Annotated in this window: 13 protein-coding genes and 1 pseudogene; 11 read left to right on the plus strand and 3 right to left on the minus strand. The window is 44.0% G+C overall.

Going from position 1 to position 13,782, the window contains the following annotated elements:
- Nucleotides 1-116 precede the first annotated feature (116 nt).
- The 7 genes and pseudogenes from NSU15_RS04445 (at nucleotide 117) to NSU15_RS04475 (ending at nucleotide 6,175) form a co-directional block, all read left to right on the plus strand.
- Nucleotides 117-506, plus strand: a complete 390-nt coding sequence (locus NSU15_RS04445; protein WP_076119847.1) for a GntR family transcriptional regulator — start codon at nucleotides 117-119, stop codon at nucleotides 504-506.
- Nucleotides 499-1,401, plus strand: coding sequence for an ABC transporter ATP-binding protein (locus tag NSU15_RS04450; protein WP_076119848.1), 903 nt, complete (start codon nucleotides 499-501; stop codon nucleotides 1,399-1,401). The genes NSU15_RS04445 and NSU15_RS04450 overlap by 8 nt, the downstream gene beginning before the upstream one ends.
- On the plus strand, nucleotides 1,376-3,397 hold the full coding sequence (locus NSU15_RS04455; protein WP_339289357.1) for a hypothetical protein: 2,022 nt from the start codon (nucleotides 1,376-1,378) through the stop codon (nucleotides 3,395-3,397). The genes NSU15_RS04450 and NSU15_RS04455 overlap by 26 nt, the downstream gene beginning before the upstream one ends.
- Before the next feature lie 376 nt (nucleotides 3,398-3,773).
- A complete protein-coding gene (locus tag NSU15_RS04460; protein ID WP_339289358.1) occupies nucleotides 3,774-4,577 on the plus strand; it encodes a nucleotidyltransferase domain-containing protein in 804 nt (267 codons plus the stop codon).
- A 106-nt stretch (nucleotides 4,578-4,683) separates the two neighbouring features.
- Nucleotides 4,684-5,030 (plus strand): annotated as a pseudogene (locus tag NSU15_RS04465) (hypothetical protein).
- 30 nt (nucleotides 5,031-5,060) lie between these two features.
- Nucleotides 5,061-5,615 (plus strand): RNA 2'-phosphotransferase, encoded by a 555-nt coding sequence (locus NSU15_RS04470; RefSeq protein WP_339289360.1) that lies wholly within the window; start codon nucleotides 5,061-5,063, stop codon nucleotides 5,613-5,615.
- Nucleotides 5,616-5,653: 38 nt separating this feature from the next.
- Nucleotides 5,654-6,175 (plus strand): mismatch-specific DNA-glycosylase, encoded by a 522-nt coding sequence (locus NSU15_RS04475; RefSeq protein ID WP_339289362.1) that lies wholly within the window; start codon nucleotides 5,654-5,656, stop codon nucleotides 6,173-6,175.
- 399 nt (nucleotides 6,176-6,574) lie between these two features.
- Here the strand turns inward: NSU15_RS04475 and NSU15_RS04480 are convergent, their stop codons facing one another.
- Nucleotides 6,575-7,510, minus strand: coding sequence for an MraY family glycosyltransferase (locus tag NSU15_RS04480; RefSeq protein WP_339289364.1), 936 nt, complete (start codon nucleotides 7,508-7,510; stop codon nucleotides 6,575-6,577).
- 169 nt (nucleotides 7,511-7,679) lie between these two features.
- On the opposite strand from NSU15_RS04480, the gene NSU15_RS04485 reads away from it, so the two are divergent.
- Complete coding sequence (locus tag NSU15_RS04485) at nucleotides 7,680-8,378, plus strand: YjjG family noncanonical pyrimidine nucleotidase (protein WP_339289366.1); 699 nt, start codon at nucleotides 7,680-7,682, stop codon at nucleotides 8,376-8,378.
- Nucleotides 8,379-8,440: 62 nt separating this feature from the next.
- Here NSU15_RS04485 and NSU15_RS04490 read toward each other — a convergent pair whose 3' ends face one another.
- Entirely contained in the window at nucleotides 8,441-9,418 is a 978-nt protein-coding gene (locus tag NSU15_RS04490) for a ring-cleaving dioxygenase (RefSeq protein WP_339289368.1), read from the minus strand.
- A gap of 166 nt (nucleotides 9,419-9,584) precedes the next feature.
- Between NSU15_RS04490 and NSU15_RS04495 the strand changes: the two genes are divergently transcribed.
- The 3 genes from NSU15_RS04495 to NSU15_RS04505 all read left to right on the plus strand — a co-directional run bounded on the left by NSU15_RS04495 (nucleotide 9,585) and on the right by NSU15_RS04505 (nucleotide 12,710).
- A complete protein-coding gene (locus NSU15_RS04495; protein WP_076119854.1) occupies nucleotides 9,585-10,391 on the plus strand; it encodes an AAC(3) family N-acetyltransferase in 807 nt (268 codons plus the stop codon).
- A gap of 96 nt (nucleotides 10,392-10,487) precedes the next feature.
- The gene (locus tag NSU15_RS04500; RefSeq protein WP_042124406.1) at nucleotides 10,488-11,420 is read left to right on the plus strand and encodes a manganese-dependent inorganic pyrophosphatase; all 933 of its coding nucleotides are present in this window, start codon (nucleotides 10,488-10,490) and stop codon (nucleotides 11,418-11,420) included.
- A gap of 183 nt (nucleotides 11,421-11,603) precedes the next feature.
- Entirely contained in the window at nucleotides 11,604-12,710 is a 1,107-nt protein-coding gene (locus NSU15_RS04505; RefSeq protein WP_076119856.1) for a Glu/Leu/Phe/Val dehydrogenase, read from the plus strand.
- A 242-nt stretch (nucleotides 12,711-12,952) separates the two neighbouring features.
- Here NSU15_RS04505 and NSU15_RS04510 read toward each other — a convergent pair whose 3' ends face one another.
- Nucleotides 12,953-13,618: a peptidylprolyl isomerase gene (locus tag NSU15_RS04510; RefSeq protein ID WP_339291247.1), complete on the minus strand. Its 666-nt coding sequence runs from the start codon at nucleotides 13,616-13,618 to the stop codon at nucleotides 12,953-12,955.
- Between the last annotated feature and the right edge of the window lie 164 nt (nucleotides 13,619-13,782).

Consider the following 13,782-nt stretch of genomic DNA (forward strand, 5'->3'; position numbering starts at 1 on the left):
TATATAACTGCTGGGTTTTTTTGCGTTGACATAAAGAACAAACTGTATTAATAATAGTAGTACAGTTAACACGCGTCATAATGGGTTTATTGTAAGATAGTGGGAGGAGGAAGATTATGTTCGAATTGGATGTTCGCAGTCGCAAGCCGATTTATGAGCAGCTGACCGACAAGGTCAAGGAGATGATTTTACATGGTATTTTGCAGACTGATGAACAACTGCCCTCGGTAAGGACATTATCCCAACAGCTAACCGTGAATCCCAATACGATTCAGAAGGCTTATCGTGAATTGGAGCGTGAAGGGTATATCTATTCATTGCAGGGGAAAGGCAGTTTTGTAGCCCCGATGAAAAAAGAACAAAATGAGGCCAAAAAAGCTGAAGTCCGAGATGCGCTGCTCAGACTGATGGCGGAAGCGGTATACCTTGGATTCACCGCAGCTGAGATTAGTTCATTGTACGAACAAGTGGGGAAGCAGAGAGAAGGAGGGAAGAGCGATGATTGAGATTCGAGGAGTCAGCAAGTTATTTCAAGGCGAGAAGGCAGTCGACGATATCTCTTTAACAGTACATAAAGGAACCATATATGGGCTGCTCGGGTCTAATGGCGCGGGTAAAACTACGCTGCTGAAGACTTTGGCGGGCATTTACTCTCCAAATAAAGGGACTGTGAAGGTGGATGGTGAAGTGGTGTTCGAACACCCGAAGTCTAAGCAACGGGTTATTTTTATGCCGGATTCTCCGTACTTTTTCCCGCAATCTACAATGCTGCAAATGGCAGCCTTCTATCGCTCGATCTATCCGAGTTGGAATCAGAAGCGTTTTGAAGATTTGGGAACTGTATTTCAGCTCGATAAGAAGCGTAAGCTTAGTCGTTTCTCCAAAGGAATGCAGCGGCAAGCGTCATTCTGGTTATGTTTAAGCTGTATGCCGGATGTGCTTATTATGGATGAACCGATTGACGGGTTAGATCCGGTCATGCGGCGTCAGATCAAAAATCTGCTGTTTCAGGAGGTAGCTGAACGCGAGTTGACAGTAATCATATCTTCGCATAACCTTCGTGAGATTGAGGACCTGTGCGATCATGTCGGAATTATGCACGGCGGGAAAATGCTGATTGAGAAGGATCTCGATGATCTTAAGGCGGATACACATAAGATTCAAGTGGCATTCCGAGATGAACGGCATGAAATTCCGTTAGCAGCGAAGCTGCAAATTCTGCATCAAGAGCGCCGGGGAAGTGTGAACCTATTCATTGTAAAAGGGGACCGTGAACGGATCAAAGCGGCTTTTCAGGTATACGAGCCATACGTATTCGATTTGCTTCCATTGACGTTAGAAGAGATCTTTATTTATGAAATGGGGGATGTCGGATATGACGCGCAGCCGTTACTACTTTAATAGCAGTGTTTTTCGTCAAAACTTCCGCCAGCACGGCTGGATAGGGATTATATATGCACTTGGCTTATTGTTCGCACTTCCATTGCAGCTCTTCATGAGCAACAATCCGAATGCAAAGCCGCAGGAAATTGATCATTTATTTCGAATCGCTGGTAGTGTGCAAGCATTGTTCATTATTACGATCCCTGTTGCGGCCGGACTATTCTTATTCAGATACCTTCAGGCGAAATCACCCTCAGATCTTTGGCATAGCTTGCCTTTACGCAGAGAGCATTTATTTACAGCTCATCTGACAAGTGGACTTACCTTACTGTTGCTACCGGTTTGGGTAACTGCTGGGGTGGTTGCGGTTGTTAAGTCATGGAGTGGTAATTTTTATATTTTTCAGGGTGCAGATATTTGGCAATGGTGTATCACAGTTAGTATTCTGACTTTGTTTCTCTTCTGCTTTAGTGTTTTTGTGGGAATATGCACAGGTCAATCTATTCTTCAGGGAATTATCATTTATATTTTGCTTATTCTGCCTGCTGTACTGATTTCATTAATCAATAGTCATTTAGCCATGTATCTTTATGGTTATGCGAATGCAAATGTAAACTTACGTGATTCTAGTTTGCAGATGTGGTCTCCGTTTGTTCATATTGTATATTATTATACCGGCAAACCATTCACCAATACAGAATTATGGGTTTATGGTGTATTGTCACTTTTGTTTATTGGACTATCCTATCTTTTATACCGTAAACGTAATACGGAAAAAGCTGGTCAGGCTATCGCTTTTGGATATTTCAACCCGCTGTTTAAAGCAGGGGTTATGTTATGTGCCATGCTTATTTCCGGTAATTATTTTGCGCAAATGAAGCAACAGCAAATGGGCTGGGTGATTAGTGGATATGCCATTGGAGCCATTATTGGTTATGTTGCCGCAGAAATGATTATTCGGAAAACTTGGCAGATTATGACGCGTAAAGTGGTAGCCGAGTTTGCAGTTTATGCAGTAATGTTAGGGCTGCTTGTGTATATCCCAGTATCAAGTGTTACCGGGTATGAAGCTAGAGTGCCTTCTAGTGATAAGATTAGCGGTGTTTATATGGGATCTAACTATCGGATGTATACCCCAACGGATGATTTGTACACTACACCCTATATGGGGCAGGACCCATTTTCCAATAATAAAGATTATATAGAAGCTGTCCGTAAACTTCATCAAGCGGTAGTTGCAGTACGCCCAGAGCTTAATTCACAACAATACGTTTATGAATATTTTACTCTGGCCTATCAATTGGAGAACGGTGACAAGCTAGTGAGGGAATACTGGATTCCTAACAAGGGATTCGAAGCAGAGCTTAAGACGATTAAGGAGACCGAGGACTTCAAGGAAGAAAAGTATAATTTAACTCTGTTAGATAGAGATCTGGATTATATGTGGATTACCAACAGGAATAAGAAGGTGGCGGTCTCTGATCCTTTACAAATTACAGAGCTAAAGGCGATTATTAAACGTGAAATTTTGAATATGTCCTACGAAGTACAGATAGACAAGGACAGAAAACCTGATGTGGCTAATATCCAAACAGAGGTAAAGGTAAAAGAGGAAAGTAATCAGCCAACTTCAAGTTATGGTTATTATTATCCGTGGAAGTCATCTTTTCATGAGTTAGAGAAATGGATGATTGATAAAGGATATGCGGATAAAATCCGGACAACCGCTGAAGATATACAATCGGCAGAGATAATAAAAGATGACTTTATGGATAAGCAAACACCTAAGAATCCTACCAGTCCTGAACAAAGAGTAGTGCTTGCACGTGAAAAGAATCGTACAGTTGTTACGAAGGATAAGACGCTATTAGCGGATATTTTGGATCAACGTTTCAATTATGGAGTAGAGAATGGCAACTATCTTGTGAAATTGCTATACAAGGAGGGTTATAGTGATTTCGTAATGTTAAAAGCATCGGAAATGACGTCCGAATTGAAGGCATTACTGAAATAAGGTAAGGGATAGTGGTAAGTAGAAGACTACAGAGAAAAGACTACTGGTTGACAGAAACTGGATAGTTAGATTATGCTTTTGGAGATATGTTAGGTATTAAATGGAACTGAGTGTATACAAAATGATCAGGGGGTAAGGACAGATGAATGAGAATATGAATAATCAGCTTTCGTTTTTGTATAATGTTTTCTCATATGTTCGTCCATCTCTCACCTTGGCTTACAGGTCAACCTCAGAACCAGTGTATTCATTTCCGGTTAAATAACATTTCATTATTACCCGGTAAATATAACTGTAATCAGGTTGAAGCCCGACCATGGACGATGGAGTCCGTGGTCTTTTTTGCATATTCAGAAGTTAAAAGGGAGGAATTAAGATGAAGGGAATTCATCAATCGGTCATTCAGCAGCTTCGAACTATCGAATCTGAAGAAAATGTTCGCATTCTGTATGCGTGTGAATCGGGTAGCCGGGCCTGGGGGTTTCCATCCAAGGATAGTGATTATGATGTTAGATTCCTATACATACGGAGACCTGAGGCGTATTTATCCATTTTTGAGCACAGAGATGTAATAGAGCGGCCGATCAGTGAGATGCTTGATATTAACGGTTGGGACTTGAAGAAGGGGCTTAATCTATTTCGGAAATCTAATCCGCCTCTGTTGGAATGGTTAGAATCACCGATTCGCTATGAAGAGCAATACGCTGTAGCCGAAAGGATCCGTGCACTCTCACCACAAAGCTTTTCGCCAAAATCATGCATTTACCACTATTTGAACATGGCGCGAGGAAATTACCGGGATTATCTGCAACGCAGTGAGGTTAAAATTAAGAAATATTTTTACGTATTAAGACCACTCTTAGCATGCGCTTGGATTGAAAAATATAACGAAGTGCCACCACTCGATTTTAACATTCTTGTACAGGATCTGATTCCACATGGTTCTGAATTACAGGAAACCGTTCAGAACCTGTTATCTCGCAAAATGTCAGGTGAGGAACTAAATCTGGAGCTGCGCTTGGATGTAATCAATACTTATTTGGAGGAGAGAATTGCTCATTACGAGGCGGTTGCTTCTGCTTTTGAACAGAGCGTAGGTGTTATGGATGAAGCGTTAGATGTCTTGTTCCGATCAGCACTGATAGAGGTCTGGGGGGAAACGGGGCAGTGGAGCTGGTAAATCAGAATTTCAATAATTGTTAATTAAGGAGAGGTGAAGTTTATGCAATTAATCATCAAGGCGGCAGGTGCAGGTTGTTAAGACAATGATTGCGGAGAAAAAACATATGGGCAGACCGACGCTAGGCACGATTTATACACGTACAGGCCGAGCTTTTTTTGATAGGGATACTGAATCGGAAGTGTTACGCAGGATGAACGAAGATCTCGTACGGCGAATTATTTTGCGAACAATAACACCGATTTGCTGCTCCTAGACGCGGAGATCGTACCGTGTAACTTGAAAGCACGCGAGCTGATTTCCTCCCAAAATGCCCATGTCGCTGAAGCTGCTTTACTAGATCGGGAACATCTATTGGGAAAGCTGCGTGAGGCTGAAAGATCAGGGCGAGATGTTACCTCGTGGATAATGGAAATGGAGGAGAAGCTCCGGAATGCGGCTGTAGAAGAATAGAAATGAGTTGTGAATAGAGGTGGTAATATAATGTTGAGCAACGCTACAGAAGTGTCGTTAAGTAAATTTATGACTAAATTGCTCCGGCATACTCCAGAGCAGTATGGCCTTATTTTGGACCCTGAGGATGGTTCCTGTACGTTAGACGAATTGCTGTCCGTGCTTGTGAAGTCTCCTAGATGGTCTGAGGTAACTGCGGGAGATATTCGGCAAGTGGTTGCAGGCTGTGAGAAGCAACGGTTTGAAATTGAAGGTGAACGAATCAAAGCGCGGTATGGGCATAGCCATACGAAAATCACTTATGAGCCGGGGACTCCTCCACCTACGCTATATCACGGTACCCACTCTGGTGCGCTTCCTGTCATTATGGAGGAAGGACTCCGACCAATGGGACGGCAGTATGTTCATTTGTCCGAGGGGACACATTTTGCCAGTCTGGCTGGAAGTCGTAGAGGGAAATTGATTTTGCTGACTGTTGATACGATTAGCGCTGGTCAAATGGGTGTAACCTTTTATTATGCAGGTAATGAGGTCTGGCTGGCGGCACCAGTTCCGCCTTCCTGTCTTAGTATTTACACCCAATAGGGAAATAAGAGCGTTGTTTTGGTAGGAGGTAAAATCACATGGATCAAATTCCAGATCATTTAGATCACGGACTACAGATCGTATTTATAGGTTTTAACCCGAGTATCCGCTCAGGTGAAGTGGGGCATCACTACGCAAATCCGCGTAATAATTTCTGGAGAATCTTGCATCAGTCGGGACTTACGCCTCGGTTGTACGACGCTTCTGAGGACGGGGAGCTGCTTAAGCTGGGTTATGGTTTTACGAACATTGTTGCTAGGCCTACACGCGGAATCGATGATATTACTCGTGAGGAATATAATGAGGGTCGCGAATTGCTTCGCTCCAAGCTGGAGTTATATCGCCCACAGGTGGCTTGCTTCGTTGGAAAAGGTGTATATACAGAGTTTAGCCGGAGAAAAAAAGTCGATTGGGGATTCCAGGGAGATGTGTCTCCTACGGTAGATGGTGTACGTGAATTCGTCGCCCCCTCTTCCAGTGGATTGGTTAGAATGCCGATGGATGAGATCATTCGCATTTACAGTAGATTGGCTGAGTTTACGCAAGAAAGTGACATCTGAGATGATGTGATGTGTTTGGATGCGTAGGCAGGGAGTTAAATTTGGGATATGAGTAGATACACTGAGTAGAACATTGATTAGTGAACTAAGTGGAGGTTCGATTAGTGGAATCATTGAATTGAGAATTTGCGAGTGTAGCTAACGGACTCAGGTGTCGTTATTGGAAGGGAATCGTCGACGAATAACGCTTCCTGGGTCAGACAGCCCCAAGGTTAGTTAGATCGGCGTACGCACCACAGCCCAACTTAGATCCCGAGGACCATAATAATCCGGATTCTTCAAGTAGCTTCAAACAAGAAACGAGCAAGTCTCCATACTGGAAACTTGCTCGTTTTTATTACTTCAATGGCCTTCTTGATGATACTTTGTTTATAACGATATTCCTTCGCTAACAATACATCAAATCTCGATCAACAACAGAATGATAGAGGATAAAGATAGACAAACGCTGATCAAGCATAACACGGCAACGACTTGCTTCTGGCTTAGACCTGCACGGAGCAGGCGGTAATGAGCCTGGGTAGCATCAGCCTGATAAATAGACTTGCCTTGGATAAAGCGCTTGACGACGACGAAAATATTGTCGAAGATCGGAACGCCCAGCGCCAGAATCGGGATGAATAGCGACAGGGCTGTGGCTTGCTTAAACGCGCCGTCGAGTGCTATTACCGCAAGAATGAAACCGAGGAAGGTTGCCCCGGCGTCGCCCATAAAGATTTTGGCAGGCGGTTTATTATAGCGTAGATAAGCAATGGTAACGCCGACGAGTGCAATCGCCATAATCGCAGAAGAGGATTGCCCCTTAGTTAATGCGACAATAAATAGTGTTATAGCTGAAATAGCAGTCAAAGCACCAGCCAAACCATCCATGCCGTCCGAGAAATTAATGACAGTGGTTACGCCAAAGATCCAGATAATCGTCAGCAGAAACTGTAATACTACGGGTAGAACGATATAATCCCCTGAGAAGGGGTTGTAGAAGCCTGTAAATGCGTTGCCAGAAAGATATACAAGGACAGCCGCACTAACCTGAACAATCATTTTTGGCAGTGCCGGGAAATCTTTACCTTTTGTTTTGTACCAGTCATCTATGGTACCTATGGTTAGCAGCAGCACGCCTCCTGCAAACAGTGCGACGGTCTCCATGGAGAATTCACGGGCAAATACCAGATAAGTGATAAAGAATCCGATGAATATGGCGTAACTGGCCGTTAGCGGTATAGGTTCTCTATGGATTTTACGCTCAACGTCTTGACGAGGCTTGTCCACAAAATCAAGCCGGAAAGCCAGTCTGCCGAGCGGCGGAATTAGAAAGTATACGATAGAAAAAGACATTAGAAACGATAAAACGTATAATATGACGCTCACCACCGTTTTCTTTTTAAAATAACACAGTTCGCTTAAAACTACCTTAAAAAAGTAAATTTTTGTCGTCTGACTGATAAGTTGACTTGATTGTATCACTGTAGTACCTTTTTGAGAAAAGAGTTTTGGGGGATATTGTATGGAATACGACGTTATTTTATTCGATGCTGATGATACACTGTTTGATTACGGAATGGCAGAAAGCCACGCACTATCTAACGCATTCTTACACTTTGGTTTGCCAACAGGTGCTAAGGACTATGCTGCCAGTTATCAGGAGATCAACCATGCGCTGTGGCGGGATTTGGAGCAAGGGAAGATTAGTTCGGCGGCATTACGTGTGGAACGGTTCAATCGGTTATTTGCTGCAAATGCGCTGGAGTTGAATCCTGAGGCTTTTAGTGAAGCCTATCTACGTTTCTTAGGCGAGGGAACTTTTCTGATTCAGGGAGCGATTGAGCTGTGCGGGGAACTTGCGGACTGCCGATTAGCAATCATCACGAACGGAATTAAAGAAGTGCAAACCTCCAGAATTCAAGGTTCGCCGCTTAATGAAACATTTGAGCAGATCATTATTTCTGAGGAGGCTGGCTGTCAGAAGCCGGAGACAGGGATTTTTGATTATGCTTTTGTTAAATTGGGGATTTCGGATAAGGAAAAAGTGCTGATTGTTGGTGACTCCTTAACCTCTGATATCCAAGGCGGAATCAATTATGGGATCGATACTTGCTGGTTTAACCCGTTGGGTAAAGAGAACACATCGGCTGTTCAACCGAAATATGAAATTCGAGATCTGTCGGAGCTATTAGACATTGTAGGGAAGACAGCTAATCTTTAATGAAAAAATAAGGTGTGAGCGCATATGCGACTCACACCTTTTGTTAAATGAACTGAAGAATCTTACTGCCGAGTATTCAGCGGTTTAAGATAAGCTTCGATTTGCTCGCGTTTGGATTCAAGAAAAGGTGGCAAGGCAAGGGATTCGCCAAGACTTTCCATCGGTTCATCAGTAGCAAAACCAGGTCCGTCAGTAGCCAGTTCAAAAAGAATACCGTTAGGCTCACGGAAATAAAGGGAGCGGAAGTAGAAACGATCCACGAATCCGGAGTTAGGAAGCTGAGCTGTGCGTATATGTTCGACCCATTGCTTCAATTCCTCCTCATTATCCACGCGGAATGCGACATGGTGCACACCACCTCGTCCTAAATGCTCCTGATCTAGATCATTACGTTCCTCCAGGTGAACTTCTGCGCCCGATCCGCCTTCTCCAGTCTCGAATACGAGCACATCTGGCTGGCCCGCTACGCTTGAAGGATAAGTGCCTTTGCGGCGGAAGCCAAGCAATTGCTCCAGTACAACCGCTGTATGCTCTGCACTTTCAACAGTAAGATGTGCGGGACCTAGACCGATAATCCCGTACTCAGCAGGTACTGGGCTTTTGGCCCAAGGCGTTCCGCCGGCTACACCGTAATCATTTTCGTCAGATACGAGAATGAAACGTTGCCCTTCGTGATCGCGGAAGGATAAAGTCTGGCGACCGCCGAGTGTTTGAATCGTTCCGTGCTCTACGTTAAGCTCAGTGAAGCGTTGCTCCCAATAGGTAAGTGCGGCATCGCTCGGTACTCGAAGAGAGAGCGCGGAGATGCTGTTATTACCTTCACGGTTGCGGCCCGCCATCGGGAGTTCGAAGAAAGTTAATTCGGTTCCGGGATTACCCTTCTCATCACCATAGAATAAATGGTACACTGAAATATCATCCTGATTTACTGTCTTTTTAATGAGACGCAGTCCAAGGACTTCGGTGTAGAACTTGAAGTTTTCCTGCGCTTTGCCTGTAATTGCGGATACGTGGTGCAGTCCTTTTAATGTTAAAGTCATGTGAAATTACCTCCGTGTAAATGCTGAATGTGAGCAAGTTATATTGTGATCGTTCTATAATTAGTGAATATTATTAAGTTACTATAATTTTAATAGTAAATGAAAACAATTGCAAGTTTATATTTATGAATCGCAAAATCTAATCCATACATAAGGAGAGCGTACAATGCACACAACAACTAGCTTGATGAAACAATTGCAGGAGCTGAAGCTTGATCCACACGGAACCATTCTGGTCCACTCTTCATTAAAAAGCGTTGGCGAAGTAGATGGAGGTGCGAACACAGTACTGGATGTACTCAGTGAATATATGAAGGACGGACTGCTCGTATTGCCAACTCATACATGGGCTTATATTAATGCGGATAATCCGCGGTTCTCAGTTCTAGATTCCCCATCTTGTGTAGGTATATTACCGGAACTGTTTCGTAAACGTCCTGATGTCATTCGCTCTTGGCATCCGACACATTCTGTAGCGGCTTTAGGTGCAGATGCTGAGCAGTTCACTACGGGGGATGAACGCTGGGATACGCCGTGTGCCCGTGGCTCAGCATGGGGAAAGCTGCTTGATCGGAAGGCGGAAATTGTACTGCTGGGCGTTGATCTGCGGCGGAATACGTTCATTCATGGCATTGAAGAGTGGGTCGATATTCCAGGTAGAATGACGGATAGTCATGAGGAGTTATACACGGTGACACCGGATGGAGATGAAATCATGGTGCCTTCCCGCAGACATTGTGGTCTCTCTTGGTCGGAGCATTTTTGGAAAGTGGAACGCGAGCTTGAGGAAGGTGGTGCCATGCGAAAGGGGAAATTTGGAGATGCGCTGGTTAGGGTATGCGGGACGGTAGAAACTACGAATATTCTGAGTCAGATGTTGAAGGAAAATCCAGATCTTTTCTCGGACAATGAACCGCTGCATGGTGAAACCAAACCAGATCCGCTTCCAAAGACTAGACGTGAACAGCCTTAGAATGGTCATAAAGCATTTTTTCAAACTGGACAATCTGGAAGCCGCTATCAATGTATGGTATATTAATCTCACTAAAACATAGTAAGGAGATTGGAAATGGAAAAAACTTTGGTTTTTGGACACAAAAATCCGGATACGGATACCATTTGTTCTGCAATTGCTTATGCTGCACTCAAAAAGGAATTGGGTTGGGATGCTGAGGCCGTTCGTCTGGGCGACGTTAGTGGTGAAACGCAATTTGCGCTTGATCATTTCGGAGTCGCTGCTCCTCGTCTGGTAGAGAACGTTGCTGGTGAAGCCAATCAGGTTATTCTTGTTGACCATAACGAACGCCAACAAAGTGCGAATGACATTGATCAAGTACGTGTGGTTGAAGTTATCGACCATCACCGGATCGCAAACTTTGAAACTGCACATCCGTTGTACTATCGTGCTGAGCCAGTAGGCTGTACAGCTACTATTCTTAACAAGTTGTATAAAGAAAACGGAGTTGCTATCCCTAAAGAAATCGCTGGATTGATGCTGTCTGCCATCATTTCCGATTCCTTGTTGTTTAAATCACCGACATGCACAGCGGAAGATGTAGCAGCAGCACGCGAGCTTGCTGAAATCGCTGGTGTAGATGCAGAAAGCTACGGTCTTGATATGTTGAAGGCTGGCGCTGACCTTAGCGACAAGAGTATCGCTCAACTGATTTCCTTGGATGCAAAGGAATTTAAAATGGGTGAATACAAAGTAGAAATCGCACAAGTAAACGCGGTGGATGTTAATGATGTTCTCTCCAAGCAAGCCGAACTGGAAACTGCACTTACTTCCATTATTGCTGAAAAAGAATTGGATCTGTTCCTGTTCGTAGTTACAGATATCCTCAATAACGATTCCGTAGGTCTGGCTCTGGGCCGTGTTGCAGGAGCAGTAGAACAGGCGTACAACGTGAAGCTTGATGACAATAAGGCACTTCTCAAAGGTGTAGTATCCCGCAAATCGCAAATCGTACCTGTTCTTACAGAAACCATTGCTAAGCTGTAACGCATGCTGACCCTTGCACTCTATTCTGTGCAGTAGCATTCATATAAGAGCCGCGTCATCCATTAGAAGTTATGAGGGTGACGCGGTTCTTTTTGTTTTACGACGCATTCTGCTACAATACTTTGAGAGGTAAGAGTAATCACCAACATGTGGAATATAACAAAAAGACAGGGGATATTAAGAATGGAATTGTTTGCAGCAATGGAGCGGGACGATTACGAAGAACTGTTGTTTTGTCAGGATAAAGCATCAGGGTTAAAGGCCATCATTGCCATTCATGACACAACACTGGGGCCCGCACTGGGTGGTACACGGATGTGGACCTACGCTACAGAAGAGGATGCAATTGTTGACGCACTTCGATTAGCAAAAGGAATGACATACAAAAATGCAGTATCGGGTCTGAACTTAGGCGGTGGGAAGACAGTAATCATAGGAGATCCCAAGAAGGATAAGAACGAAGCGATGTTCCGTGCTTTCGGAAGATACATACAGGGCTTGAATGGACGCTATATAACTGCCGAAGATGTTGGCACAACAGAAGAAGATATGAACATAATCTATCAGGAGACAGATTATGTTACAGGTACATCACCTACATACGGCTCCTCGGGCAATCCGTCACCAGCTACGGCTTATGGCGTATACCAAGGGATGAAGGCAGCGGCCAAAGCGGCATTTGGAAATGATTCACTCGAAGGGAAGACTGTCGCTGTTCAAGGCGTTGGAAATGTAGCTTTTTCACTCTGCAAGCACCTTCATGAAGAGGGCGCTCAGCTTATTATAACCGATATTCATAAAGAAGCTGTGGCGCGCGCGGTAGAGGCTTATGGTGCTAAAGCCGTCGATCCCGCAGATATTATCAGTGCAGATTGTGATATTTATGCTCCATGCGCACTCGGAGCAACGATCAATGATGAGTCTCTTCGGGTAATTAAGGCGAAGGTAATCGCAGGTGCGGCCAACAATCAGTTAAAAGAGGCCTATCACGGCGATACTCTTCATGAAATGGGCATTGTGTATGCTCCTGACTATGTGATTAATGCCGGTGGCGTTATTAATATCGCGGATGAGTTGAACGGTTATAATAGGGAGCGTGCGTTTAAGCAGGTTTCGAAAATTTATGATAACATCACCCGCGTACTGGAAATCTCACGTCTAAATGGGATTCCAACTTCTGTCGCGGCAAATCAGCTTGCAGAGGAACGGATATCCTTATTAAGAAATACTCGTAGTACTTTCCTGCGTAACGGCCAACATGCTCTTAGCAGAAGATCACTACGGGGATAAGTTGCATAGGTACTTAAATTAGTCTTTTCACATAAAAGCGCCATTGTCGTCCCTAAAGGACGGTAAGCTTATATTTTCAAAAAAAAAACTCGGTAGTCCCTCCGAATCACATTCCGGATGGGAGCATACCGAGTTTTTTTAAAATATAAGAATTTATAAGTTTCACGCTATATATTATCCTTATATTTTTTCTCGCATAAACGCTTACCGTCCGTTAAGGACGCCGAAGGCGTTTTTGCTCGTTATTGTACCTTTTGTGGTTCCGGGTAAGTGACGCCTAGTGTGTCGACGGTTACTTTCTTCATTACCGGTGGCTCTTCCGGACGATCTGAACTGTCTGTTTTCAAACCAACAATAGCTTTAACCACGTCCATGCCTTCGGTAACTTTACCAAAAGCAGCATAGCTTCCATCTAAACTTGGATACGCTGCATCCATAATAAAGAACTGGGAACCGGCAGAATCTGGAGCCTGTGATCTTGCCATGGACAGAACGCCCTCTGTATGCAACAGGTTATTAGTAAACCCGTTTCCGGAGAATTCTCCAGCGATACTATACCCTGGGCCACCCATACCTGTACCATCAGGGTCACCGCCCTGAATCATGAAGTCAGGAATTACTCTATGGAATATGGTGCCGTCATAAAATCCTTTTTGAATCAGTGAGATGAAATTGTTCACAGTGTTAGGGGCAACTTCTGGATAAAGCTCGGCTTTGATGATGCCACCGTTATCCATCTCAATGGTCACTATGGGGTGGCTTGCTGTAGCTGAAGGAAGTCCTTCGTTAGCCCCGGAATTTGTCTCAGTGCTTGTGTTATTTCCTGCTGCTCCGCTGCTGGCATTGTTATTGGTAGGCTTATTCCCGCAACCCGCTGCAATAACCATCACCAGGCATAACATGACCATTAGGATAGCAGATCTTGCTCTTGTTAACTTCACTAATCAATCTCTCCTTTTTCTTGAATAATCTCGTAGGTACTTCTCATAATAACCTCTTTGTCCCTTTACATGCAAAGGTCAGTTGTGACTTGTGGGATTGGCACATTCTTAAAAGAGGTTTACAATAATAG

Source organism: Paenibacillus sp. FSL E2-0201 (assembly GCF_037963325.1).
Lineage (GTDB): Bacteria > Bacillota > Bacilli > Paenibacillales > Paenibacillaceae > Paenibacillus_AQ.